The sequence below is a fragment of the Chloracidobacterium sp. genome, from assembly GCA_016711345.1.
In the GTDB taxonomy this organism is placed as follows: domain Bacteria; phylum Acidobacteriota; class Blastocatellia; order Pyrinomonadales; family Pyrinomonadaceae; genus OLB17.
Map to the genome: position 1 here is coordinate 1,687,455 of JADJTD010000001.1, position 25,351 is coordinate 1,712,805.

Here is a 25,351-nt window from a genome sequence, read left to right on the forward strand (position 1 = left end):
CGTGTTGCCGCCGCATACGGCCCCGATGGTAGTTCCGGTCGCAATATCCGGCTTTGCTTTTAGTCCGGCTGATTTGACTATAAATGTCGGTGACACAGTAACGTGGACAAATAATGATGGTTCCGGGCATACCTCTACGAGCGATACCGGTGTATGGAATTCCGAATTTTTGTCGCAAGGACAAAGCTTTAGTTTCACTTTCACCAGCGCAGGCTCGTTTCCATATCATTGCGGGCTTCATGCCTTCATGACCGCGACCGTTACAGTCGTAGCCGCTCCGTCGCCAACTCCGACACCTGCGATCAGCGGAACTGTCACCTATGGCAACGCAGTTTCGGGCCCGCCGCCGCGGTTTGTTTCTAATGTTCTTTTAAGCGGTGTAGGTTCACCAAACGTCTCAACAACAACGAGTTTTCCAGCCGGCACTTATACTCTGACTGGATTTGGAGCGACCTCTTACACTGTCACACCGACAAAGACCGACGGCGTGAACGGCATCTCGTCGTTCGACGCAGGAAGAATCGCTCAGCATGTCTCGGGGGGAACACTTTTGACCGGCAACCAGTTGATCGCAGCCGACACTAGCAACAACGGCAGCATTTCATCATTCGACGCAGCAAAGATCGCTCAATTCGTCTCAGGCGGCACGATCATTCAGCCAAACGTCACCGGAACCTGGAGATTCATTCCCGTAAACAGGGCTTACGCCTCAGTCACATCAAGTGTTGCAGGCGAAGACTTTATAGCATTGCTAATGGGCGAGGTTTCCGGTAACTGGACAAATACTGCTCCTACATCGGCGACAAGGTAACTTGGGCCTCGCTCACAACTGATCTCCTTCTTTTGCTATACTCTCGAATTGTATCGAGACAACAGACGCGTGCCTTCCGGCATCGAAAATATGCTTTTGTTCAGCGATCAGCATTTTAGTTTATGAAAAGTTCGTTTGGTCTAAATTTGCTCAAGTCTGTCCTTGTTTCGTTAGTTTTTGCGACGGCCGTTTTTGCGCAAAAAGCAACACCGACACCGCCTGTACCGTCTGACGACACTGGAGCGACAAAAGTCTTTGAGGTTCGGTTGCCGGTTACGGTCACGCAAAAGAAGAATCTTATAAGTGGACTGACGCGCGGCGATTTTCAGATCTTTGAGGACGGTGTACAACAAGAAGTAACGTTCTTTTCGTCGGAAAAATCAAATCCGCCGGTTTATGTCGGCGTGCTGATGGATACTTCGCCTTCGACCGCCGGAAAGATGAAGTTTTCAAAAGAAGCGGCAAGAAACTTTATCTACACCGTCATCCAACTGCGAAAAGATAAGGCCGCGTTCATGACATTCGATCACGAGGTCACGCTACGACAGGATTTTACAGACAAAATGGACCTGCTCGACAAAGCGGTCGATAAGATAAGCAAAACAGGTTCGCAAACGGCGCTTTACGATGCGGTTTGGCAGTTTGCTGACGAAAAGCTGCGCACTGTTCCGGGCCGTCGCGTGATCGTCGTCATAACTGACGGCGACGATACATTCAGCCGCGCCGAACTAAAAGACGCGATCGACATAGCTCAGCGAACCGAGACAACCATATTCGGGATCTCTACCAAAGCAGGTTTTCTTGGTTCTGTTCCCGGTGTTGATGCTGGAACGATCAAAGACAAAGGCGACAAGTTTTTATCGCAGCTCTGCGAAGACACTGGCGGCGAAGTTTTTTTTACAGGCGATATGCTTGCACTGGAAAAGGCATTCAAAAAGATATCGGATGAACTGCGATCGCAATACCTGATCACTTATCGGCCGGCCAATCAAAATCTCGACGGCCGGGCACGCAAGATCGAAGTTCGCTTTACGGATAAAGAAAAAACCGGTAAATATAAGATCCGCACAAAGTCGAGCTACAGAGCGATCAAAGACAATTTGAAGTAGGAGTTTTACAAATGTTGTTTTCGCGAATTCGATCCTTTGCTTTTTTTGCTGCGGCTTTTCTGTTTGTCGGCCTTATAGGTCTTTCTGTTGCCAACGCTCAACAGACGCCTCCTAATCCGCCCGCGAAAGCGCCTTTGCCGCAACCCACACCTCCGCCATCCGATGACGACGAGGTCATCAAAGTCGATACCGACATCGTAAACGTCCTTTTCACTGCACAAGATCGAAATAAACGCTTGCTAACGAGTCTTAAACAAGAAGACGTAAAGATATTCGAAGACGGCAAACAGCAGGAGATCACTACATTTTCACGGCAGATCGATCTGCCGCTGAGTCTCGCAATTTTGATCGATGTCAGCGCTTCGCAGGAAAGAACGCTGCCGGAAGAAAAGGCTGCGGCAATTTCGTTCCTCGAAACAGTCGTCCGGCCGTCAAAAGATGAAGTTTCGGTAGTTTCATTTACTGGCGAATCGACTCTCGAACAGGGAATGACAAACAATATGCAGCGCCTGCGGCGTGCGATCGAAAAGGTGCGTTTTATTCCACCATCGGGCTACATTGGCGGCGGCGTTATTGCCGGAACTCCGCCGATCTCGGGCGATAATCAGGCAACCCAAGGTTCAACCGCGATTTGGGACGCAATTTGGGTTACATCTGACGAGATCCTCGGTCCGGCACCGGAAAGAACCCGTCGCGCGATCATCCTGCTATCCGACGGCGTCAACACTTACGGAAAAAAGAAATTGGACGAAGCTGTTCAGGCAGCTTTGCGATCGGAAGCAATCATTTATTCGGTTGGAATCGGAGATAATTTTTACAGCGGCGTCGATAAAGGCTCGCTAAACAAAATTTCTGAGCGGACTGGTGGCCGTGCATATTTTCCGCGCGACGAACGCGAGCTTCGTGATGCGTTTGCACAGATTCAGGAAGAGATGCGTTCGCAATATCTGATCGCCTACGAGCCCACGAATCAAAACCGCGACGGTTCCTATCGCAAGATCGAGATCCAACTAACAAACTCTCAATTGCAAAAAGATAAAGTAAAGGTCACGCACCGGCAGGGCTATTTCGCAAAATCCGCGCCTAAGAAATGACTTGTTTTCTAAACAAACATTTTTCCCGGATTTAGTATGCCGTTCGGATCAAAAACCTTTTTGATCTGCTTCATTATCTCTAGCGTCGGGCGGTCGATTGCGTAATTCAAATATGGAGCCTTTACATAACCGATACCATGCTCGCCAGAGATCGTGCCGCCGAGAACGACCGCAAGTCGGAAAGTCTCGGCAACGCATTTGCGGGCACGATCTATGGATGCCTGATCTTCGCGGTCGCACATAAAATTGACGTGGATGTTACCATCGCCTGCGTGGCCGAAATTGGCGACAAATGTGTTGTGACGTTTACCGATCTCCTCGATCTTTGCGACAAGCTCCGGAACCTTTGAACGAGGCACCACAACATCCTCGTTAATCTTGAGAGTGCCGTATTTCATCAGAGACGGCGAGATCGCGCGGCGAACATCCCACAACTTATCTTCCTCTTCTTTTGACTGAGAACGCATAATGTCAAAGCCGCCGTTCTCACTTATGATCTGCTCGATGGTCCTGGCATTTTTTGCGACCTCTTCTTTTGAACCGTCCACCGCAACGAGCAAGATCGCCTTCGCGTCTTTCGACAATCCAAACGCAAAGTTGCCTTCGACCGCTTCGATGCAATACTTGTCGATGACTTCCATCGCCATTGGCAGCAAACCGACAGGCGTGAATTTTGTCAGCACCTTGCACGCCTCTTCCATCGTGCGAAAATTGGCACGCACGGTCGATGTGGCTTCCGGAATCGGCAGTAGCTTCAAGGTCGCTTCGGTAAAGATGCCGAGCATTCCTTCCGAGCCACACATCAAACCCGTCAGGTCAAACCCAACGACATTCTTCACAGTTTTTCCCCCTGTGTGAATAACTTCGCCGGTTGCTGTTACAACTTCAAGCCCTAGCACGTGATGCTTTGTCACACCATATTTCGGCGTTCGCATTCCGCCCGCGTTCTCTGCAATGTTGCCGCCGATAAAGCTGTTCTTGTAGCTCGCCGGATCAGGCGCGAACATCAATCCATGTTTCGCGATTGCTTCCTGCAACTCAATTGTCCTGATTCCCGGCTGACAAATTGCATAAAGATCATCGACGTTGATGTCGATGATCTTGTTCATTCTATCCGTGCCGACGACAATCCCTCCGTCAACCGGAACCGCGCCGCCCGTATAACCAACGCCGCCGCCCCGTGCAGTCACCGGAAACAGATATTCGTTCGCAAGTTTTAGGATCGACACTACATGCTCGGTTGTCTCAGGAAAAACAACTGCCTCGGGCGGGAATTTTTCTTTGACTGCGTCGGCTCCATACGGTTCTACTGTTTCGGGTTTGACTAAGACATTCTCATCACCGACTATCGAGCGCAATTTGCTCACGACCTCAGGGTTTGACGCGCTTGTTGTCTTACGTCCTGCGGATTCAAAATGTATAGACTCGAACATTTTATTCAATCTAAATCCTAGCAGATTTAACGAAATCCGGGCATTTCTGCTACACTCACACAAAACCGCAACGTCGAGAAAATAAGGAGCAAACGATGAGCGAACAGGAAAAACCGCAGGTTTCGGATGATACGTATGAGCGTGAATTAGCGACTGATCTGAATGACGAAACGCCTGATAAGCCGAAAGGCATGGCGCTGCATACAAGGATCCTGATCGGCTTGCTCGTTGGCGTTTTCGGCGGCATAGCGGCAAATCAGCTTTTTGGCGGCTCCAATGAAAACGTCTCCTGGACGATAGCAAATATCACACAGCCGATCGGAACACTGTTCTTAAATTTGCTTTTGATGATAGTCGTGCCGCTTGTATTTTCATCACTCGTAGTCGGCGTTGCGGGCATCGGCGACATTCGAAAATTGGGGCGCATCGGTCTCAAGTCATTTGCTTACTGTCTGGTCATCTCGGCGATCTCTGTCATGATCGGCCTTGGCTTGGCAAATACCATTCGCCCCGGCGAACGTATCAGACCTGAGATCGCGGCGCAGCTTAAAGAAAAATTCAGCAGCGGCGCAGCAACGGCAACGGAAGCCCAAAAGAAGGCTACTGACGCAGCTAAGTCGGATTCTCCCCTGATGCAGGCGGTGAAAACGATCGTCCCAAAAAATGTATTTAACTCCATCGCAGGCGAAAATCCAAACATGCTTCACATCATGTTCTTCGCCCTAATTATCGGTGTCGCCATAACTCTTTTGCCTGCTCCTGTTTCGGCCCCCTTCGTCGGAGTCATGGAATCGCTGTTTGCGATCACATCGAAGATCATCGACATCATAATGAAGTTCGCACCATATGCTGTTGCGTGCCTGCTGTTCAATAACATCGCTGTTTTCGGCATCGACCTTCTTAAGTCACTTGGCTGGTTTGTGGTGACAGTTCTGCTCGGCCTTGGAGTTCATTTCTTTGGTGTGTATTCTCTGTCCGTCGCTCTGCTGTCAAAGATCAATCCGCTGGAGTTTTTCCGACGGGTACGAACCGTAATAGTCACCGCGTTTTCGACATCCTCGTCAAACGCAACGCTGCCAACCGCTCTTCGCGTTTCGCATGAAAATCTCGGTGTTCCAAAAGAGATCAATAGCTTCGTCCTCACCGTCGGAGCCACCGCAAACCAAAACGGCACCGCACTTTACGAGGGCGTTACGGTTTTATTTATCGCACAGCTTGCCGGAGCCGATCTCTCTTTCGGTGTCCAGTTGATGGTTGTTTACATGGCGATACTCGGCGGTATTGGAACGGCTGGCGTTCCATCAGGCTCAATACCATTTATCATCGGCATTTTGGCTATGATAAATATCGATCCTGCGTTGATAGCCATTATTTTGGGCGTTGATCGTATCCTCGATATGTGCAGGACGACATTGAACGTTGTCGGCGATATTACAGCCGCAACATTCGTTGCTCGCAGCGAAGGATATGAGCTGCTTCAGACACCGGAGAACGCCGGCATCGGATAGTTTGAATTTATGTTTCCAATTGGCGACGACAATTCTGACCGACGCACCCAGCCGATCGTAAACTACGCGATCCTTGGCTTGAACATTCTCGTTTTTCTGATCTTGCAGCAGCTTGGCAGCAACGAGGCGTTCGACAATGCGTTTTCTCTCGTGCCGAGAGAGATCACAAACGGCATTGACCTGGTTGGGCCTCAAGTTATACAGGTCGGTGCCGAAACGGCACGGATCAATCACTTCGCCTCTCCGCTGCCGGTCTATTTCAATTTTTTCAGTTCGATGTTTATGCACGGCGACATAATGCACATTTTCGGCAATATGTTGTTTCTATTTATCTTTGGCGACAATCTGGAAAACATGCTCGGGCACGTTCGCTATCTCGTGTTTTACATATTGTGCGGTTTCGCCGCCGCTGCAGCACAGATAATTATGGGGCCGGATTCGATCATTCCGATGCTCGGTGCATCCGGAGCGATCTCAGGGGTTTTGGGCGGATACCTCCTTCTGTTCCCTTCGCGGCCGGTGCGGGCGCTAATTTTTAATATGATCACGACGGTTCCGGCTTTCGTCGCTATAGGTATCTGGATCGTTTATCAATTAGTTCTCGGCTATCTCACTCCGTCTGGCGGCGGCGGAGTAGCCTACGCGGCTCACATCGGAGGCTTTATTGCAGGTGTGGCTTTGATAAAACCATTTATGATAGGCCGCAAAAACTGACTTGCCGGGATCATACGCCCGAGCGAGACAACAATTTGGCAGCACATCTCATCAAATGAATGTCGATATTTGATGGATAATTCGCTAGAATGTCTTCGGTATTGAGAGTTTTGAAACAGCAGATGAGATCACGTTTATTTTCAATCAGCCTTTTCTTTGGTCTAACTGTAATCTTTGCAGCAGTTTCGGTCATTGCCCAAGGCAGTTCGTTCAGCGATCCGAACGTCGATTACACATTCGACCTGCCCGACGCAAAATGGAAGATGACGGTCAAACCGTCCGCCACAAGCCCCAACGTCGAATACGTTTACGGAGACAGAAGCGACGGCCATCTCGGCATCCGCAGGCTGTCGGTTGTTAAAAACGCCGTCATTTCCGACATCATCCAGGACGAAGAGCAAAAGCTACAATTCCTCGGCGGCTTCGTCGCCGGAAAGCAAGAAACCTTCTCCGGAAGGCTCAAGGGCGCAATTTTCAACTACGAATACGTCTCATCTGGTCGCAACATGAGCGGCAGATTTTACTTCCTCCGTGCAAACGACACGACCGTTTACCTGCTTCGCTTCACCGGCCAAAAAGATTCTCTCCGCTCCCTAAGAGCCCAAACCGACTCGATCGCAAGAACATTTGCAGTGAAATAATCTGCGTAAGCGGGAGGCTCGAGTCGGAAGTTAAGGCGTTGACGTTGACGTAAGATTTAAAACACAGATGGTAGTGTTAAACAATGTAGCTCTGCTTGGGAAGTTACATCATATCTGGAAAATTGGTTTTCCAAAAAACTAATTTCGGCGCTATGGTGAGGCTATGTACAAGAACCGCATCAGCCGAACAACGCCAAAGATCACTCCACACCTCCATTCACACTCTTTCCTCGACGTGCGGGTTTTAGCATCGACTACTCAGCTGGTGATGTGAAACTTTGCTCCGCTTGGGAAAATGTAGCCGGTTGAAACGGCGTCTGTGATGATAGCTTTGACATCGATTTTTCTCAGCCGCATTTTTTGTACGACGGCCGCGTCAAGATCTGAGACGACCCTGATATCAAATCGCTCGGCTTTTTTTAAAAGGCTCCACGCGGTCTGGCCATTGACTTGATATTTGTCGCAGAGCAGACGGACAAGTTCATCGCTGTTGTCAACTTCGAACCATTTTAGGAAATCGTCTCGCCCAAGCCCGTCGGCGCATTCGGCGAGAAAGATAATTGTTCCGCCGTCTATGCAAGCTTGGGACGCAGCTTCAAGAGCTTTGTGGGCCTGAATGAGATTGATGTCATAGGGATAGCCGCCGCAGCTCACAATAACCAGGTCTCTTTTTTCTGGGACGCGAATAGTGTGACGGTCAGCATAAACTTCACAGGCGGCACGGTGCGAGGTTCGCCAGTTTCCGCAAAACAGATCGACGGTATCGCCTGCGTCATTGACTATGGTATTGATTGCAAATGCAGGGTCGATTTTTTCGACAACTTCCATGAAAGCTTCGTTGACCGCATTGCCATCGAGCTTTCCAGTTTCGACACCATTGCGACGATCTAGAGTTTCGCAGTCAAAGGCGAGCTTGTGCGTTTCAGAAACAGTTCGCGAAGACGCAAGGCCCGGACAAATGAGCTTTCGCCCGCCGGTAAAGCCGGCGAAATAATGAAACGTCACGCCGCCGATCATTATGATGTGATCGTGTTCGGTCAAAGCGCGATTAAGCTCGATAGGAATTCCGCCCGACGTTTCGCCAAGGCGAACTATCTGCATCAGATCACGCGGATCGTGGTCGAGTGTTTTGGTTCGCTGAGCGATGAATGGCGTGAGGATGGTTTGCTTTTCGGCCTCTGTGACTTTGCGATGTATGCCCGTAGCAAAAATGATGCGTATGTCATGCGGAGCAGTTCCGTTTGCGATAAGACGACGGACAACGAGATTTACAACCTGTCCGCAGCCAGTTTGACGCGTAGCGTCCGGCACGACGATCAAAACGGTTTGGCCGGTTTCGATGATCTCATCCAGACGCGGCGAATCGATCGGATCATCAAGCCTGTCGCCGATCTCAGCATCAGAAAGCGATGGTTGTTCGGTAGTTTTGCCGAGCGTCTCAAAACGCATCTCGTCGTATTCAAACGGGATCGAGGTTTTACCGTATTTGAGATCGATAGTTGGCATTAAGAGATTTTCCCGCAAAGCCGCAGAGGACGCAAAGTTAAGAGGGGTTCAATATTAAAGAATCAATGCTTATTAAGAAAGTTTTTCTCTGCGTGCTTTGCGTCTTTGCGGGAAATCTCTTTAAAACCGCTAAATCTGGCAATGTGCTAATTCTTTATCGACGGCTCGAAGCATTTTGTTCCGGTTTCGCAGATGTAAACAGCCTCGGCTTCGCGGTTTTGTGTTTCCATTTGTATCGTTAGATGGTCGATGCCGAAATTGGTGTGCAGACGATCTCGAACTCTGACCAGCAGGTCCGAATGAACAACCGAATCATTATGACTAATATGGGCAGAAAGCGCCTCGATACCGGACGAGATTGTCCAAACGTGCAGATCGTGCACTCCGCTTACGCCTTCAGTTTCGAGGATCGTCGTTTCGACAGCAGACAGGTTGATATGTGTCGGTGTGCCTTCTAAAAGGACGTTAACGGACTCCAGTATCAATCTCCACGCGCTAAAGATAATTATCAGGCTGATCAAAATACTGCAAAGCGGATCTGCCCACAGCAATCCGGCTGTGGAGATCAAAACACCGGCAACAATTGCCGTCACCGAACCCAGCAGATCGCCCATCACATGCAGCCATGCACCGCGCATATTCAAGTCGTGCTTGTGGCCGTGGTGGAGCAGCTTGGCCGCGACAATATTTACCAGCAGTCCACCGGCAGCGATGATGGTGAGACGAAACCCGTCTATCGCAGGCGGTGACTGCCAACGCATCACAGCTTCGTATATGACCCAAATAGAAAGCAAAACGAGAGCGATGCCGTTGACGAAAGCTGCCAGAATTTCGAGACGATAGTAGCCAAATGTTTTCTTGGCAGTTGCCGGTCGCGAACCGAACCAAATGGCGGCAAGCGTCAGGCCAAGCGCGGCAACATCGGTCAGCATGTGTCCGGCATCAGCGATAAGCGCGAGCGAATTGGTAAGCCAGCCGCCGACCGCCTCAACGATCATATAGACGAACGTCAGGACAAGCGCGGCTGTTAAACGTGTCGTGCGGTTGTCTTTAGAACTGTCTGGCGAATGTTGGTGTGCGATTTTTCACCTCTGCTTAATAGCGTCGCAGCACGTTGCCGTTTCGCAGGGAAATGATAAAACCTGTGCGGTTGCCGCGATCGTCAGCGATCTCGACGGCCGTTTCAATGGAAGGTGAACGGATCTGTATCTTGAATGCTCCGTCGGCTCCCGCATTGGCCTGACGGCCCTGCGAACGCACTATCATTCCCGGCTGAGTCCTGCCGGTGACAACATAGACATTGCCGCCGACCGATTCGACCCGCCAATCGCTCGCGGCGATATCGATACTTTCGCCGCTGCGAACGACCATGAACTTTGACGGTTCGCTCCAGTCAGTTGTTTGGCCTGAACGGGCTGTCGCTTTCAGTCTCCAGTAATATGTACCGGGCGAAATACTTGAAAGACGAAAGTCACGCGCCTGCATTTGATTTCTGTCAACCAGAATCGAATCTGATGCAAAGTATGGTGATTTTGCGATCTGCAAATAAAAACTTGAGGCAGGATTTCCTTCTGGATCCCCCCAGGTAAAATTGACGGTCACGCCGTTGCCTGAATCGATGACCTGTTCAGAGTTGCCCGGCGAGATCAGCCTCGGCGGTGCTAATAATCTCTCACGCGCGGACAAATTCGATCCGTTTACCGACGCGTAGGTGTCGGCGCCGATGCTTGTCTTTTCGCCGCCCAATGTTGTTTCGATATTGCCGCGGCTGATGCGTATCTCGCCGCCGTCCGGGCCGTCCGCATTAAAACTTGCGTCGGTTTTGGGGCCAACTTGGTTTTCACTTTCGCCAAGTTCGACGATGTTCTTTGTGTCGGCAGGCTGCTCCTCGGTCCGGACGTTGAGCTGTCCGTCATCGACACGAACTCGGACATTCTTGCCGCCAAATAGCGATGTGGTATCGCGAATAACAACCGTGCTGTTTGGCCGGACCGAATAAACAGAACCGTCGATCATCTGGATTATCGCACGTCCGTCCGACTGCGTCTGGATCGTGTCGCCCGCAGCAACCCAAGTTGGGATTTTTACAAGTATCGTTTCCCTCGTCGATGCTCGGGTGATTCGCACTTCGCCTTCAAAGGAAACTATACGTGCCGCGTCCTTCGGAGCTTCTCCCGCATCGACGGTCGCAAACCAATTGTATTTTGACGCAAGTTTAACCCCCGTTACCACAGCACCCGTCACCACTGCTAGAGCAATAAGCCCGTAAATGGTGCTCCGGCGTATGTTCCACCAGTCAACGTAAAATTTGCGGTATTTTTTATCGTCCATTAGGCCGGGCTTTCATCCTCGGTGTCATCCTTTTTGACCGACGGAGGAACGATCAAGGATAGAATTATCGATATAACGATAGCTCCGGCAACAATACCAAGCGACAGATTGATGACCATTTGTTCGAATTCATGGTTTAGATATCGCTGTACGAAAACTGCAAACGCCGAGGTACTACCTTCGCCTAATATCATTATCACGCCTTGCGCCAATAGAGGCAATAACATTTTCACGCCGATAAATGTCAGCACAAACGCTAGGCCGAATTTAAGATAATGAAACCGGTTGGCCAGATCTGAAAGTAGAAAGAAGAACGTCCGCAGACCAAGAATTGCAAAAATGTTAGACGTGTAAACGATAAATCGGTCAGTCGTAATTCCGAAGATCGCGGGGATCGAGTCCACCGCAAAGATCAGGTCAGTAACCTCAACAACGATCAGTACGAGAAGTAAAAGCGTACCCGTTTTTACACCGTCGATTACAGTAAAAAATTTCTCGCCGTCATAGTGCTTACTGATGCGGATGAACCTCATCGCAAATTTAACTATCGCGCTTTCGTGAGGCTCAAAGTTATCTTCCTGGTTCCCAAACATCTTCAGTCCCGTGTAGAGCAAAAATGCCCCAAACAAGTAGATGATCCAGTGAAACCGCTCGACCAGCTCGGCTCCCGCAAAGATCATCACCATGCGCATAACGAGCGCGCCCATGATGCCCCAAAACAGGACCCTATGCTGAAATTTCTTTGGAACCTTAAAGTAAGTAAAGATGAGGAGTATGACAAAAAGATTATCGACCGAGAGTGAAAGCTCGATCAAATAGCCCGTCAGAAAGAGTTTTGCCTGTGCAAGGGCAATATTCCAGTCGCCGGTGTGATTGCCCACTTGAAAGTAGACGAACACGTTGAATGCGAGTGCTAAGGAGACCCAAACGATACTCCACACGAACGTTTCCTTTCGCGTCGGAGCGTGCGATTTGCGGTTAACGATACCGATATCGACAAACAGCGCCGTCAATACGACAGCAAAAAACAATGTCCAGACCCAATAGGGATGATCAACAGGTGTCATTTTTTAGCTAGGGTTCGTGTGGCCCTAGATGAATCTCTCAATTGTTTTGACGACCCGTTTGAGGCCGTAGGCGTCCGTCTGTGAAAAATCGTTCAGTTTATCGCTGTCGACATCGAGCACACCAAAGATCATTCCCTTGCGGTCAACAATTGGCACAACGATCTCCGACCTTGACGCCGAAGCACACGCAATGTGGCCGGGAAACTGATCTACGTCGGGAACGATAACGGTTTCCCGAGTTGTGTAAGCGTGTCCGCAAACACCTTTGTCAAAATCGATCCGCGTGCAAGCAAGCGGCCCCTGGAATGGCCCGAGGACCAACTGGCCGTCCTTGACCAGATAAAAGCCGACCCAGAAAAAGCCAAAGGCTTCTTTCAGAACTGCGGCGATGTTCGCTAGATTTGAGATCAGGTCAGTCTCGCCTTCGACGAGCGCGGCTATTTGGGGCGCTATCTCTTCGTAAACAATAGTCCTGTCTGCGCCGCGTGAAAATGCAAGCGATTCAGCCATAAACCTTAAGTTTACTTTGTCCTAAGGTGTCGGGCAAATGAAATGTGTGTGCGAAGAATGTATAATTCAGACGATGGAAGCCGCATCAAAGATACTTTCGGTTGCGATCGGCGGTTCGCTCGGTGCGGTCGCTCGCCATCTGATAAATATCTCGCCGCTCGCCACGGTATTCGATAAATTCCCTTTTCCAACTTTCGTTATTAACATTGTGGGCTCCTTCCTGATCGGATTTTTAATGATTATTTTCGCCGATAAGATGGAAGTAAACGAAAATCTACGCATGGCGATCATTGTTGGATTTTTGGGAGCATTCACCACATTCTCTACATTTGAAATGGAAGTATTCGGCTTGATGCGTGAACGACAACTATTGATCGCTTTTCTATATCTTTTTCTGAGCGTTCTGCTCGGCTATCTAGGGGTTATGGCCGGCGTTGCTTTGGGTCGCCGTGTTTAGCTTTGTTCGTGCTTCTCGTACGATCCTGACAGCTTCCGCGGCTGTATCGGCAATAGCAGTCAAATGCCCCATTTTACGGCCGTTACGCGGTTCGATCTTGCCGTAAAGGTGGAGCTTGACGTTTCCATCTGCGATTGATGCTGCCCAGTTGGGTTCGCCATTCTGCCAAAGATCACCAAGCAGATTTGCCATCGCCGCCGGCCTGTAAAATTCATTCGATCCAAGCGAAAGGCCGCAAACCGCTCGCAACTGCTGCTCAAACTGCGACGTAACACACGCATCAAACGTGAGATGCCCCGAATTATGCGGACGCGGAGCGAGCTCGTTGACAAGCAGCTTTTCGTCCTTCGTCACAAAAAACTCTACGCAGAGCGTACCGATATAGCCCATCATCTCAGTTATATTTTGCGCGATGTTTACTGCCTCAGCATAGATCCTTTCTGAAACGACCGCCGGCGCAAATGAGATATCAAGAACGTGATTGGCATGTTCATTTTCGATAACGCCATAATGTGCGAAGTTGCCAAATTGGTCGCGTGCACAAACGACCGACACTTCCTTTTCAAATTCGATAAATACTTCGAGGACAGCCTCCTTTCCGTTTAGGCCGGCATACACTCGCTCGATCTCATCTACGGCAGAAAGTTTGGCTTGACCTTTGCCGTCATATCCGAAACCAGCCGTTTTTAAAACTGCCGGTAACCCAACTTCTTTTGCGCCGTCAAGGAGATCTTCAATGGTCTTTATGTGCTTAAAAGCAGCAACTGGAAAGCCGTTATTGGCAAGAAATGTCTTTTCGCGCAAACGGTTTTGTGTTGTGTGCAGTATCTCGCCTTTTGGATGCACATTGATAAACTGAGAAGCCGCTTCAACGGTCGCCGCCGGCACATTTTCAAACTCAAACGTAACTACGTCAACCGATCTTGCGAATGCACGAACTGCATCAAGATCGTCATAGGAGGCCGAAGTCTCAAGATCTGCGATCTGGCCGGTTGGCGTGTCACTCTCAGGCGAGAATGTGTGGACGCGATAGCCCATCTTACGCGCCTCGATCGCAAACATCCGCCCAAGCTGTCCGCTGCCGAACACGCCAATGGTCGAATTTGGAAGTATCGTTTTCGTCACGTTGGGCGCAAAGCTATTCGCTATAGAAACATAGCTTACCCCAACTCTGCCGCATTATGAATTCGTGACGATGCTGAATATGCGCAAAGCTACTTTTGGGCGGTTTGCATTAACTTTTGCGTTTCTTCCGTTCGCTTCTGCGATTCGGCAAGGCCTTGGCTGTTTTGAATCGCAGTTTTGTAGTTCTGCTTTTGCTGCTGTTCAAACTGGCTGCGTGTTGACGGAGAGTCAACTACCTGATTTGCCTGAGCGCCAGGGCGATTTTTCTCAACCATTTTTACATCGTCGTATGATTTGCCGACTCCGGAAAAAATGTAGTAAGCTCCGCCGCCGATCAGAGCGAGAAAAAGGAGAGTGTAAAGCCATGAACTGCTTTTTGCAGCCTCGCGCGGGCCGATCCGTTGGCTGCTAACCATGAATCTGGTTCCCATATCATGCCCGCAGCGACGGCAATCGTAGTCAGACTCAACATTTACGAGCCCGCACTTAGTGCATTTGATTTTGTTCATACTTCGAGCCTCAATAAGGAAGGATCGGGAGATAAGCTATATTTTAGACCTTTTGAGGGGATGTTGCAACAAGTTTTAACGCGGTGTAATTTTTAACGATTTCTGTATCAGGCGTTCTTTTGTGGTTTCGTTGGTTAATTCTCGCAAAGCATCGGCGGCGATCCACTTGGCTGACTTTGTATTTTGCGATCTGATACGTTTTGCCGCTTCAACGGAGAGTTTATTGAGTTCTAAATTCCGCTTGCCGATCTGCCGCAAAGCCCAGTTAACTGCTTTTTTTACGAAATTTCGGTCGTCATCGGCATGCTTTTCAATAACCGGCAGAAAGGCCGCAAGCTGGTCGTCCAGAGCCTTTTTATCATGCACCGCAAGATAGGCCATCATAGAAAATCCGGCACGCTTCTCAAACTCCGGCTCCCGCTCAGCCCATTCAACCGCTTTTTCATAAGCAAACGGCGTCCGGCAAAACAAATAACTACACGCTCCGTCAACCGTCGCCCAGTTGTCAAAACCGGCCGCCCACTCATCCATTTGCTCACGCGTAACCTGCTTATTGTCGTCGATCATGAACGCAACCGCCCGTGCGTCGTAAATGCCGGACTTCCACAAGTTGAGCGCCGTCGTGTGCCGATCTGCCACTAGCTTTTTCAGTTCGCGTGCGTATGTTTTTAGTTCAGGAGTACGAATGCCAAAGGCTTGCGACGTTTTGATCGCATAGCGGTCGAGAACTGCAAGATTAGACGGATCGCCTAACGCCCGCAGCTCTTTGATGATCTCGTCAACGTTCATTTCAATTTGGTTTTGAGGACGTTTCGAGTTTGCTTTGAGCGAAATGTGGTGAGTTTTTTTCGAAGATCAGGCCGTGAATTTGCTAGGATCGCTATGGCAAGAAGCGCGGCATTTTTGGCACCCGCATGTCCGATCGCAAGCGTTCCAACCGGCACGCCCGCGGGCATTTGAGCGATAGACAAAAGCGAATCAAGGCCTTTCAACGACTTGCTTTCAATAGGAACACCAAGCACCGGCAAAACGGTCTGCGAAGCGCACATTCCGGGCAGATGTGCCGCGCCGCCCGCTCCGGCGATGATGACCTCTAAGCCTCTTTCCTCCGCTCTTTTCGCAAACTCGAACAGCAGATCAGGCGTCCGGTGTGCAGAAACGATCTTAGTCTCGTGCGGCACACCGAATTCAGTCAGCGTCTGCGAAGCGATCTCCATCGTCGGCCAGTCAGACTTACTGCCCATGATGATGGCGACGAGCGGTCTTAGTTTCTTTTCGCTCATAAATTTATCATAACAATATAACAGGGATAGTATGGATAAAGGGTAGAGAAACGCTCTTTTGAAACCTTTCAGCCTATTATCGACTTAAAAACGAACGGCTTACACTGAGTAGCGTTTTGACCCAAAGCAACTTAAAATAGTGTTAATTACAAATTTTCCTAACAACGCTGTGTTTGTGACACAGACTTTTATTCGTGATCAAAGTTGATCACTGAACAGAATAAAACGAGCAATAAAATGGCAGAAACATCAAAGATCTATTACACATTGACCGATGAGGCTCCAATGTTGGCAACTCATTCTTTTTTACCGATCGTAAGGGCATTTTTAAGATCCGCGAACGTTGAAATTGAAGTTCCTGATATTTCGTTGGCAGGAAGAATTTTAGCCAACTTCCCTGAATACTTAAAGGAAGACCAAAGAATTCCTGATGCGCTCGCAGAATTGGGCGAACTCGCCAACGAATCTGACGCCAACATCATAAAACTGCCTAATATTTCGGCTTCTGTTCCGCAATTAGAAGCTGCGATCACGGAGCTTCAAAAACAGGGTTTCGAAGTGCCGAATTACCCCGCGGAACCCAGAACGGACGAAGAAAGGGCCATCAATAGAAAGTACTCAAATGTTTTGGGAAGCGCTGTAAATCCTGTGTTGAGAGAAGGAAATTCCGACCGCCGCGCAGCGAAAGCGGTAAAAAATTATGCGAAAGCTCATCCCCACCGTATGGGCGTTTGGAATGCGGATTCTAAAACATCTGTAGCGCACATGAACTCAGGAGATTTTTATGGCACGGAAACGTCTGTCACCGTGGAAACGGAAGGGAAATTCAGGATCATTTTCTATGGAAATGACGGTTCCCAAAAGATTCTGAAAGATCTCTCACCGCTGGAAGCAGGCGAAGTGATCGATTCGTCCGTCATGAATTTATCCGCCTTAAAAGCATTCGCAAAAGACGCGATCGATGAAGCCCAAAATAAGGACGTTCTTCTTTCCGCGCATCTAAAAGCAACGATGATGAAGATATCCGATCCGATCATTTTTGGTGCGATCGTTGAAACATATTTTCAAGACGTTTTTGAAAAATACAAAGTAACTTTCGCTGAATTGGACATCAATCCAAATTACGGATTATCGACGCTATTCGAAAAGATTGCCGGACACACCCAAGAAGCCGAGATCAGGGCAGAGATCGAAAAGACGATCGAAAACGGACCGCGAATCGCGATGGTTAATTCGGACAACGGAATTACCAATTTTCACGTTTCTTCGGACGTGATCGTGGATGCTTCGATGGCTGCACTTGTTCGCGGCGGCGGAAAAATGTGGGATAAAGACGGTAATGAGGAAGATGCTGTCTGCATGATCCCAGACAGAACCTACGCCGTTTTTTACGATGCGATTGTTCAGGACATGAAGATAAATGGAGCAATTGACCCGAAGACTTTTGGTTCTGTTCCTAATGTCGGCCTGATGGCGCAAAAAGCCGAAGAATACGGTTCTCACGACAAGACTTTCCAAATTTCGGGGGAAGGAATAGTCAAGGTAGAAGACGAAACCGGAAATGTTCTTCTGGAACAGAAAGTTCAGAACGGTGATATTTTCAGGATGTGCCAAGCCAAAGATGCTGCGATCCGGGATTGGGTAAAATTGGCGGTAACCCGTGCGAGACTTTCTGACACGCCTGCAATTTTCTGGCTTGATAAACACCGACCTCACGACGCACAGATCATCAAGAAAGTAGAAAAATATCTGGAGAATTTCGATCTGATGGGCCTCGACATCAGAATTTTAGATGTCAAAGATGCGATGCTCGAAACGCTGAAACGTGCCAGGACGGGCAAAGACACGATCTCCGTTTCGGGAAATGTTTTGAGAGATTATCTGACTGATATGTTCCCGATATTGGAACTTGGGACCTCTGCAAAAATGCTCTCTATAGTTCCTCTCATGAACGGGGGCGGTTTGTTTGAAACCGGCGCCGGAGGTTCTGCCCCGAAACACATGGAACAATTCTTGAAGGAAGGTTATTTGCGTTGGGATTCGCTGGGAGAATTTTTGGCGTTACAAGCAAGTCTCGAGCATGTGGCTCAAACTCAAAATAATAAAAAAGCAAAAATTTTGGCTGATGCTCTTGATGACGCGAACGCCAAATTTTTAGATACCGACAAGTCTCCGGCAAGAAAGGTCGGACAAATTGATAACCGAGGTTCACATTTCTATTTAGCAATGTATTGGGCTCTAGCCCTCGCTGATCAAACAACGGATCCAGGAATTTCTGCAAGATTCGCCCCGATAGCCAAAGCGATGCAGGAGAACGAAGCAAAAATTAATGAAGAGCTAATTGCGGCACAAGGAAAATCACAGGATATTGGCGGCTATTATCATCCTGATGCGGAAAAAACTTACGCGGCGATGAGACCTTCCGCTACATTGAATGGAATTGTGGACGGAGTTAACTGTTTATCCCGAAACGCTTATGAATTTTAAAAGTACTTGAGAGAGCGGCCAGAAATAATCTTCATGGCTGTCTTGGTCCTTGTAGCCGTTTTTTGGCTATTTTTTATAGGGCTCCATCATATAAATCGTTTGCTTAGCTGGTTTGTCAGCGGTCGCTTTCCATTCGAGCACAGCCCGCCATTTCCCCCCGGGTTGACGTTCGAAACGATAGGAATTTCCTTCGCCAACGATGGGAACGAACTGAATGTGGTCGTCTGTGATTTCACTTGCGGCGACCCTGCGAGCGTCTGTGGTAGTAAAGCGAAATTCGCCATTTACCAATGCGTAACGCGTCCTGTCTTTGACTGTTTTTAGGGTAGCATCTTCAAAGCTCTCTACAATCAGCGATGTATCTTCGAACTTATACCTTTCGTAAAAACCTTCCTCCCCTTCGCCGGAACCGCGCCAAGTGCCTTCAAGCCACTTGATGCGAGCAATATCAGCAGGGGTTACGTCTTTTTTCCAGTTTGCTGTTACCGGTGGAGGAACATTCGTGTTGTTGGTGTTGATGCTGGTGTTGGCAGTGGTGTCAGTGCCGCCTGAGCATCCAACTAAGCCCGCAGCGCATGCTAAAATCAAAATAAAGCTAAATCTGTACGTAATTTTCTTCATATTTCATCAATCCTTTTTGCCAGAGCAATATCAACATCGGTTATACCACCTCTATCGTGTGTTGTTAAAGCGATCTCGGCGTAGCCCCATCCAAATGTAATGTCAGGATGGTGATCCGCAACTTCTGCTAGTGCTCCAACTTCATTTACAAAATCTAATGCTGAAGAGAAGTTTTCGAATTTTAACCGTTTTTTTAGTAATTTTCCATCGACTGTCCAGGCGTTGAGGCTGCGAAGTGCCTGCTCCAGTTTGCTTTCTCCTAATATTTGACGCTGCATAACTTCATTTCCCTTTTTGTCACCCGCGCACTGTAATAATTCTGACCTTTTTGGCATTTTACGCTATACTTTATGTTTTTGGTAATTTCATAGAAGGCATTTTTATTATGCGTATTTGGTCAATAGTTTTAATATTTTCATTCGCCGCCTTTTTAACTTCATGCGGTGAACAACAGCCCGCGACGCCGCTCGAAACATACAAAACATACACTAAAGCTATCAAACGAAAGGACACGGCGGCAATGAAGCTTCTGCTTTCCGAGGCGACGATAAAGATGAACGAACAAGAGGCAACGGCTCAGGGAGTGTCCGTCGATGACATTGTAAAACGCGAGACGCTATTTATCGAGAGCCAGAAATCGGTCGAGTATCGCGACGAAAAGATAGATGGAGACAAGGCAACCCTACAGGTCAAAAATTCGTTCGGTTCGTGGGAAACCGTTCCTTTCGTTCGCGAAGAAGGCGTCTGGAAGATCGATAAGCTTGGCCAGGCCAACCAAATGATGAAGGACATCCTAAACAGGCAAAAGCAAGCTTTCGGCGACGAAGGCACCATACACAATAAGGCATTTGGCGAGGATGTGGACGATTCCGCACCTATCGAAGAAATGCCCAAGGGAGAGTAAAAACATTGGCAATTATTAAGCCTTTTCAAGCTTTACGGCCAATAGCTGAAGAAGCAAAGCGTGTAGCATGTGTGCCTTACGACGTTGTCTATGAGTCGGAGGTCCGTAAATTCATTGCGTCAAATTCATTAAGCTTTTTGCGTGTGACACGCGCCGAGGCAGAATTTCCCGAAGGAACGACAATCGCTCCTGAAATAGTCTTTGAGCGAGCCCGCCAAAATCTGGAAAATTTTATTAAAGAAGGCATTCTTGTCAAAGACCCCGAGCGAGCATTTTATGTATATCAACTCGTCGCCGAGAGCCATACGCAGACGGGACTTGTTGGTTGCGTTGCGATAGACGATTATGAATCGGGCCATGTCAAAAAGCACGAGAAAGTGAGGCCTGACAAGGTTGAAGATCGCACCGGGCATATGCTAGCCGTTAAGGCTCAAACCGGACTTATCTTCCTGGCATTTCGCGGCACTGATAAAATACACGCTTTGTTCGCAGAAAAGACAACTGCTCCGCCGCTTTACGAATTTGAGTGTCCGGCGGGCATTGTCCAGCGCGTTTGGCGGGCCGAACACACCGACGAGTGGGCCGCGGCATTTACTGAGGTTCCGGATCTATACATCGCCGATGGTCATCATCGAGCAGAGAGCGCCCGACTTGCGCGCGAAAAGATGCGTGCTGACAACCCCGCACATACGGGTGCGGAGGATTACAATTTTGTTGTCGCGGGCATGTATCCAGCAGAAGATCTACGGATATTGCCTTATAATCGTGTCGTAAAAGACCTCAACGGCCTTTCGACCGAAGAGTTTTTTGAACGGATCCAGGAGAATTTTGTTCTTGTGGATTCCGGCGAGAAAGTACCCCAAAATCATGGCGAGGTTTGCATGTATCTCGACGGCAAGTGGCATAAGCTGCGATTTAACGTTGCTTATGTCCGTCAACCAGACCCGATCGAGCGTCTTGATGTCAGCATTTTGCAGAACTTTCTCCTCGAACCGGTGTTGGGTATCCGTGATGCTCGAACGGACCAGCGAATCGGGTTTGTAGGCGGAGCCCGAGGAACCGGTGAGCTTGAGCGCATCATTGATGAAGGCATTGCAAAGGTCGCGTTTTCGATGTTCGCAACAACGATGGACGATCTATTTGCCGTTTCAGACATGGGTGAGATCATGCCGCCAAAATCGACGTGGTTCGAGCCGAAACTAAAAGATGGATTGCTCGTCCACATGATCTAAAATGACCGACCTTTTCGACATTCGTAGAGATTTTGCTTCCGACGGTTTGTTGGAATCCACCATGTCTGCCGACCCTTTTGAACAATTTTCGGGGTGGTTCGATGACGCGCTAAACGCGGATATTCTTGACCCTAATGCGATGACCGTTTCGACGGTCGGCGTGGACAACAGACCTTCGGTGCGTGTCGTTCTGCTCAAGGGTTTTGACGCAGCAGGTTTTGTTTTCTTTACAAACTACGAAAGCAACAAGGGCACGGATCTTACAAACAACCCTCATACTGTTTTTCATTTTTTCTGGCCACAGCTAAATCGACAGGTTGCGATATATGGCAGCGTCGTAAAAACCAGCCGTGAGGAATCGGAAAAATACTTTAACTCCCGTCCGGTCGATAGTCGTCTGGCGGCTTGGGCTTCGGCGCAAAGTAGCGAGATCAAGTCCCGCAAAGTTTTGGAAGAGCGCTTTGATGAGGTTCGCGATAAATTTGGCGACGACGTTCCACTGCCGCCATTCTGGGGTGGTTTCAGATTGAAGCCCGAAAAATTCGAGTTCTGGCAAGGCCGACAAAATCGTCTGCACGACCGCGTCTGTTACGAACTCCGCGAAGAAGCATGGGAACTTTGCCGTCTGTCGCCCTAATATCAATATGTTTGAAACTGAAAGGTTAATAATAAGAAAGATCACACCCGACGATCTGGCTTGGTTGATAGAGATGCGGTCGGCTGAGGCAGTAAATCGATACATGGGCGGAGCGCGGATGCAGAACGCCGAATCACTTGCGGCGCGGCTGCCATTTTATCTGGAATGTCATGAAAAATTTGGATTCGGATTTAGCATAATGATCCTCAGATCTACTGGGGAAATGATCGGCACCAGCGGCCTCCAGCCGCTCGAAGATACGGGTGAGATCGAGGTCGGCTACAATTTAGTTGAGAAATATTGGCAGCAAGGTTTTGGCTATGAATGCGCGCATGCGTGGCTAAAATACGGATTTGAAACTGCCGGCCTTACTCGCATTGTTGCCGTAGCCGATCCCGAAAATACAGGTTCCTGGCGCATAATGGAAAAATGTGGAATGCTCTACGAGAAAACCGAAAAGCATTACGGCGAACAATGTGTATTTTATGCCATCTCGCGAGATGAATTTTTCAAAATCCAGTGAAGCCAAATATTCCCAAGCTAATTTTCGCCGCTCTCCTGAGTTTTTATTTTCTCTGGATCGCGTACGATCCGATGCAAGGCAGCTTTTTGGACAATGTCGATCTGCCTATTCACGAAACCGGGCATCTGTTGTTTCGCATCCTCGGTGAGTTTATTGGGATTGCGGGCGGGTCGTTGTTTCAGGTGATATTTCCGGCTGTTTTTGTCGGTTATTTTCTATGGCAGAAAAGTTATTATTCTGCCGCTATCGTTTTGCTGTGGGTCGGGCAGAGTATTTTGAATGTTTGGGTTTATGCTGCTGATGCGGTTGTGATGCAGCTTGTTTTAACAAGCGGCTTCACCGGCAGTGAAGGAAGTTTTCACGATTGGAATTATCTGCTGACCGCGACCGGCCTTATAAATTCCACAAAAACCGTCGCCGGTATTATTCGCTTCATCGGAACTGTTACTATTATTTTTGCGGGAGCATCGGCGATCTATTTTTCGTTTATACCTGCGGAAGACGATCTATGAAGGCAACTCTGATCACAGGTGCATCCAGCGGTATAGGCGAGGCATTTGCACGGCGGCTCGCTGCTGAAAAGCATGATCTTGTGTTGGTTGCCCGTTCAGAAAAAGCCCTTCACGAATTGTGCGACGAACTGATGCTCGAACACAAGATCACGGCCCATTACGTGACACTTGACCTGACCGAAGCAGACGCCGATGAGCGACTATTCGAAGAAACAGAGAAGCATGGATTTGAGATAGCTTGGCTTATCAACAACGCCGGCTTTGGCTCGTATGGTGATTTTGCGAAACTTGACCATGATACCGAAACGCGAATGATCGATCTAAATATTCGTTCGCTTGTCGCGTTGACGCACCGGTATTTGCAGGGAATGAGGAAGCGGAAAAGTGGAACGATCATCAACGTGTCGTCCGCTGCGGGTTTTCAACCGATCCCTTTTATGTCAACTTATGCGGCAACAAAGGCTTTCGTAAATTCTTTTTCCGAGGCCATTGCCGCAGAAAATCGACCGTTTGGCATACAGGTAATGGCACTCTGTCCGGGACCGACAAAAACAAATTTTCAAGCCGTTGCCAGACTTGATCTTCCCGTCGAGATCAAAGGCAAGCAAACTGCGGAAGAAGTTGTCGAAGCGGCTTTGCGCGGCGTCAAAAGTGGACGGACAAGGATTGTATCGGGATTTACGAACGACCTTGTGTCACGCGTCGTAAACTTTGTACCGAATATTGTTATTACACGTTTGATGGCCAGAGCATTGCGTTCGAAGTATCAGGAAGGCGAATGAAGTTCACGGTTTTAGGCAGTGGATCAAGCGGCAATGCCGTTTTGATCTCAACCGAGCGGACCAATGTTTTGGTTGACGCGGGAATGAGCGCGCGCGAAATTTTGCGACGGCTTGGTGAGGTAGGTGTCGCCTTCGATCAGCTAGACGCCATACTTCTCACTCACGAGCACGGCGATCACGCAGGCGGACTGCGCGTTTTGATGGGTTCGGTCAATTGTCCTGTTTATATTTCGCGACCGACTGAGGCTGCTTTCTACGACACTCGAAAAGGCGGACAAAACGGCGACAGCGAATCGTCCAAACGACAAGCGGCGTTAAAGAACCGAACTGTCGAGATAGAATCGAATCATGATTTTCGGATCGGCGATATCGATTTTGAACCGTTCAGTGTGCCGCACGACGCCGCGGATAACTTTGGCTTTGTGGCTAAGAAAGACGGTATGCGAATCGCGACGCTAATGGATTTTGGCCACATCAGCGAGCTTATCAAAGAAAAACTAAAAGGCTGTGACGCGATCGTTATCGAATCGAACCATAGCCGTGACATGCTCCGTGCATGTTCGATGTACACATGGGATTTAAAGCAAAGAATAATGTCCCGAACCGGCCATCTCTCAAACGAAGATCTCTACGATTGGCTTTCAGTTGATTTTGACGGACGAGCGAGGCACATCGTGCTGGCACACCTTTCCCAGCGTGCTAACGAACCTCATCTGGCCAAAATCACTGCGGAAACAGCACTGCAGATGCGTCCGCCGCTATTCAAATCCGAGACAACGATTACTATCTCGTATCCAAAACAACCTACCGCATGGATTCAATTCTAGCTGTCCTCGATCAAAACAGTGGCAGATTTTCTTCTTTGTTATCGAGCACGCCATTGAATGTAAGCCGATGCAGCGAACACGGGCCGTATTCTCTTAGAGCTGTGCAATGAACCGCCGCGCCATAACCTTTGTGACCGGCGAAGCCATATTGAGGGTATTCAATATCGTAGGCCTTCATAAGATCGTCACGGTAAGTTTTGGCGAGGATCGAAGCGGCGGCGATAGAGGCTGAGATCGTGTCACCTTTAATGATCGGCCTCTGTGGCAGCGGAGACATTTTTAATTGGAGCGCATCGATCAAAAGAAAATCGGCCTGAGGAGTAAGTGCTGCGATGGCCTTGAGCATGGCTTGTTTGGTGGCTTCGAGGATATTGATCCGGTCTATCTCGTCAGCCTCGATCTGGCCGATCGCGTAAGCTATGCAGTCGGCCTTGAGTTGCGCGGCGATCTCATCGCGCATTTCGGCAGTTAACTTTTTTGAATCGTCGAGGCCTTTGGGAAGTGGCTTTTCAGGGTCTAGAATACATGCCCCGGCAACTACAGGCCCAGCCAAACAGCCACGGCCGACCTCGTCAACTCCGGCAACAAAACGAAAGCCCTCTTTGTGTGCTTGCTGTTCAAAAACAAGCCCGATAGATTCAACTTTAAGATCGTCAAACAACGAAACGCGGGCGGCCGATCCATCTCTTTCAAACGAATCGACCGTTCCCGCGTTTTTCATTCTCTTG

At 48.9% G+C, this 25,351-nt stretch carries 28 protein-coding genes; 15 read left to right on the top strand and 13 right to left on the bottom strand.

Going from position 1 to position 25,351, the window contains the following annotated elements:
- Nucleotides 1-25: 25 nt before the first annotated feature.
- From IPL32_06855 to IPL32_06865, 3 genes are all read left to right on the top strand, one after another.
- Nucleotides 26-811, top strand: a complete 786-nt coding sequence (locus tag IPL32_06855; GenBank protein MBK8465535.1) for a cupredoxin domain-containing protein — start codon at nt 26-28, stop codon at nt 809-811.
- Between the two features lie 122 nt (nt 812-933).
- A complete protein-coding gene (locus IPL32_06860; protein MBK8465536.1) occupies nt 934-1,920 on the top strand; it encodes a VWA domain-containing protein in 987 nt (328 codons plus the stop codon).
- 11 nt (nt 1,921-1,931) lie between these two features.
- Entirely contained in the window at nt 1,932-3,014 is a 1,083-nt protein-coding gene (locus IPL32_06865) for a VWA domain-containing protein (GenBank protein ID MBK8465537.1), read from the top strand.
- A gap of 8 nt (nt 3,015-3,022) precedes the next feature.
- On the opposite strand, the gene IPL32_06870 is transcribed toward IPL32_06865, so the two are convergent.
- Nucleotides 3,023-4,447, bottom strand: a complete 1,425-nt coding sequence (locus IPL32_06870; protein ID MBK8465538.1) for an FAD-binding protein — start codon at nt 4,445-4,447, stop codon at nt 3,023-3,025.
- 95 nt (nt 4,448-4,542) lie between these two features.
- On the opposite strand from IPL32_06870, the gene IPL32_06875 reads away from it, so the two are divergent.
- The 3 genes from IPL32_06875 (at nt 4,543) to IPL32_06885 (ending at nt 7,310) form a co-directional block, all read left to right on the top strand.
- Complete coding sequence (locus IPL32_06875; protein MBK8465539.1) at nt 4,543-5,955, top strand: dicarboxylate/amino acid:cation symporter; 1,413 nt, start codon at nt 4,543-4,545, stop codon at nt 5,953-5,955.
- A gap of 9 nt (nt 5,956-5,964) precedes the next feature.
- Nucleotides 5,965-6,669 carry a rhomboid family intramembrane serine protease gene (locus tag IPL32_06880; protein MBK8465540.1) on the top strand — a complete coding sequence of 235 codons (705 nt, stop codon included), beginning with the start codon at nt 5,965-5,967 and terminating at the stop codon, nt 6,667-6,669.
- Between the two features lie 89 nt (nt 6,670-6,758).
- Nucleotides 6,759-7,310 carry a hypothetical protein gene (locus tag IPL32_06885; protein MBK8465541.1) on the top strand — a complete coding sequence of 184 codons (552 nt, stop codon included), beginning with the start codon at nt 6,759-6,761 and terminating at the stop codon, nt 7,308-7,310.
- A gap of 258 nt (nt 7,311-7,568) precedes the next feature.
- Here IPL32_06885 and larA read toward each other — a convergent pair whose 3' ends face one another.
- The 5 genes from larA to IPL32_06910 form a co-directional block, all read right to left on the bottom strand.
- Nucleotides 7,569-8,816: a nickel-dependent lactate racemase gene (gene larA, locus IPL32_06890; protein MBK8465542.1), complete on the bottom strand. Its 1,248-nt coding sequence runs from the start codon at nt 8,814-8,816 to the stop codon at nt 7,569-7,571.
- A gap of 146 nt (nt 8,817-8,962) precedes the next feature.
- Nucleotides 8,963-9,814: a cation transporter gene (locus IPL32_06895; GenBank protein MBK8465543.1), complete on the bottom strand. Its 852-nt coding sequence runs from the start codon at nt 9,812-9,814 to the stop codon at nt 8,963-8,965.
- Between the two features lie 97 nt (nt 9,815-9,911).
- Nucleotides 9,912-11,147, bottom strand: a complete 1,236-nt coding sequence (locus tag IPL32_06900; GenBank protein ID MBK8465544.1) for a FecR domain-containing protein — start codon at nt 11,145-11,147, stop codon at nt 9,912-9,914.
- A complete protein-coding gene (locus tag IPL32_06905) occupies nt 11,147-12,214 on the bottom strand; it encodes a TerC family protein (protein MBK8465545.1) in 1,068 nt (355 codons plus the stop codon). The genes IPL32_06900 and IPL32_06905 overlap by 1 nt, the downstream gene beginning before the upstream one ends.
- Nucleotides 12,215-12,238: 24 nt before the next feature.
- Nucleotides 12,239-12,724: a GAF domain-containing protein gene (locus IPL32_06910; protein ID MBK8465546.1), complete on the bottom strand. Its 486-nt coding sequence runs from the start codon at nt 12,722-12,724 to the stop codon at nt 12,239-12,241.
- A gap of 73 nt (nt 12,725-12,797) precedes the next feature.
- Between IPL32_06910 and crcB the strand changes: the two genes are divergently transcribed.
- Entirely contained in the window at nt 12,798-13,181 is a 384-nt protein-coding gene (gene crcB, locus IPL32_06915; GenBank protein ID MBK8465547.1) for a fluoride efflux transporter CrcB, read from the top strand.
- On the opposite strand, the gene IPL32_06920 is transcribed toward crcB, so the two are convergent.
- The 4 genes from IPL32_06920 to purE form a co-directional block, all read right to left on the bottom strand.
- A complete protein-coding gene (locus tag IPL32_06920; protein MBK8465548.1) occupies nt 13,140-14,306 on the bottom strand; it encodes a 5-(carboxyamino)imidazole ribonucleotide synthase in 1,167 nt (388 codons plus the stop codon). The genes crcB and IPL32_06920 overlap by 42 nt on opposite strands.
- 89 nt (nt 14,307-14,395) lie before the next feature.
- The gene (locus IPL32_06925; GenBank protein ID MBK8465549.1) at nt 14,396-14,815 is read right to left on the bottom strand and encodes a hypothetical protein; all 420 of its coding nucleotides are present in this window, start codon (nt 14,813-14,815) and stop codon (nt 14,396-14,398) included.
- A 75-nt stretch (nt 14,816-14,890) separates the two neighbouring features.
- Nucleotides 14,891-15,604 carry a DNA alkylation repair protein gene (locus IPL32_06930; protein ID MBK8465550.1) on the bottom strand — a complete coding sequence of 238 codons (714 nt, stop codon included), beginning with the start codon at nt 15,602-15,604 and terminating at the stop codon, nt 14,891-14,893.
- Nucleotides 15,601-16,098 (bottom strand): 5-(carboxyamino)imidazole ribonucleotide mutase, encoded by a 498-nt coding sequence (gene purE / locus IPL32_06935; GenBank protein ID MBK8465551.1) that lies wholly within the window; start codon nt 16,096-16,098, stop codon nt 15,601-15,603. Before purE ends, IPL32_06930 begins: the two co-directional genes overlap by 4 nt.
- A gap of 237 nt (nt 16,099-16,335) precedes the next feature.
- On the opposite strand from purE, the gene IPL32_06940 reads away from it, so the two are divergent.
- A complete protein-coding gene (locus tag IPL32_06940) occupies nt 16,336-18,585 on the top strand; it encodes an NADP-dependent isocitrate dehydrogenase (GenBank protein ID MBK8465552.1) in 2,250 nt (749 codons plus the stop codon).
- A 66-nt stretch (nt 18,586-18,651) separates the two neighbouring features.
- Here the strand turns inward: IPL32_06940 and IPL32_06945 are convergent, their stop codons facing one another.
- Nucleotides 18,652-19,206, bottom strand: a complete 555-nt coding sequence (locus IPL32_06945; protein ID MBK8465553.1) for a hypothetical protein — start codon at nt 19,204-19,206, stop codon at nt 18,652-18,654.
- Nucleotides 19,203-19,484 (bottom strand): 4a-hydroxytetrahydrobiopterin dehydratase, encoded by a 282-nt coding sequence (locus tag IPL32_06950; protein MBK8465554.1) that lies wholly within the window; start codon nt 19,482-19,484, stop codon nt 19,203-19,205. Before IPL32_06950 ends, IPL32_06945 begins: the two co-directional genes overlap by 4 nt.
- A 107-nt stretch (nt 19,485-19,591) precedes the next feature.
- Between IPL32_06950 and IPL32_06955 the strand changes: the two genes are divergently transcribed.
- Genes IPL32_06955 through IPL32_06985 form a run of 7 tightly spaced genes read left to right on the top strand, consistent with a single transcriptional unit; the run spans nt 19,592 to nt 24,623 of the window.
- A complete protein-coding gene (locus IPL32_06955; GenBank protein ID MBK8465555.1) occupies nt 19,592-20,110 on the top strand; it encodes a DUF4878 domain-containing protein in 519 nt (172 codons plus the stop codon).
- Nucleotides 20,111-20,115: 5 nt separating this feature from the next.
- Nucleotides 20,116-21,342, top strand: a complete 1,227-nt coding sequence (locus tag IPL32_06960) for a DUF1015 domain-containing protein (GenBank protein MBK8465556.1) — start codon at nt 20,116-20,118, stop codon at nt 21,340-21,342.
- A 1-nt stretch (nt 21,343) separates the two neighbouring features.
- The gene (pdxH, locus tag IPL32_06965; protein ID MBK8465557.1) at nt 21,344-21,979 is read left to right on the top strand and encodes a pyridoxamine 5'-phosphate oxidase; all 636 of its coding nucleotides are present in this window, start codon (nt 21,344-21,346) and stop codon (nt 21,977-21,979) included.
- Between the two features lie 7 nt (nt 21,980-21,986).
- Nucleotides 21,987-22,502: a GNAT family N-acetyltransferase gene (locus IPL32_06970; GenBank protein ID MBK8465558.1), complete on the top strand. Its 516-nt coding sequence runs from the start codon at nt 21,987-21,989 to the stop codon at nt 22,500-22,502.
- Nucleotides 22,499-23,014 carry a hypothetical protein gene (locus IPL32_06975; protein ID MBK8465559.1) on the top strand — a complete coding sequence of 172 codons (516 nt, stop codon included), beginning with the start codon at nt 22,499-22,501 and terminating at the stop codon, nt 23,012-23,014. Before IPL32_06970 ends, IPL32_06975 begins: the two co-directional genes overlap by 4 nt.
- A complete protein-coding gene (locus IPL32_06980; protein MBK8465560.1) occupies nt 23,011-23,796 on the top strand; it encodes an SDR family oxidoreductase in 786 nt (261 codons plus the stop codon). Before IPL32_06975 ends, IPL32_06980 begins: the two co-directional genes overlap by 4 nt.
- A complete protein-coding gene (locus IPL32_06985; GenBank protein ID MBK8465561.1) occupies nt 23,793-24,623 on the top strand; it encodes an MBL fold metallo-hydrolase in 831 nt (276 codons plus the stop codon). The genes IPL32_06980 and IPL32_06985 overlap by 4 nt, the downstream gene beginning before the upstream one ends.
- A 10-nt stretch (nt 24,624-24,633) precedes the next feature.
- Here the strand turns inward: IPL32_06985 and IPL32_06990 are convergent, their stop codons facing one another.
- The gene (locus tag IPL32_06990) at nt 24,634-25,344 is read right to left on the bottom strand and encodes a ribonuclease HII (GenBank protein MBK8465562.1); all 711 of its coding nucleotides are present in this window, start codon (nt 25,342-25,344) and stop codon (nt 24,634-24,636) included.
- Nucleotides 25,345-25,351: the final 7 nt, after the last annotated feature.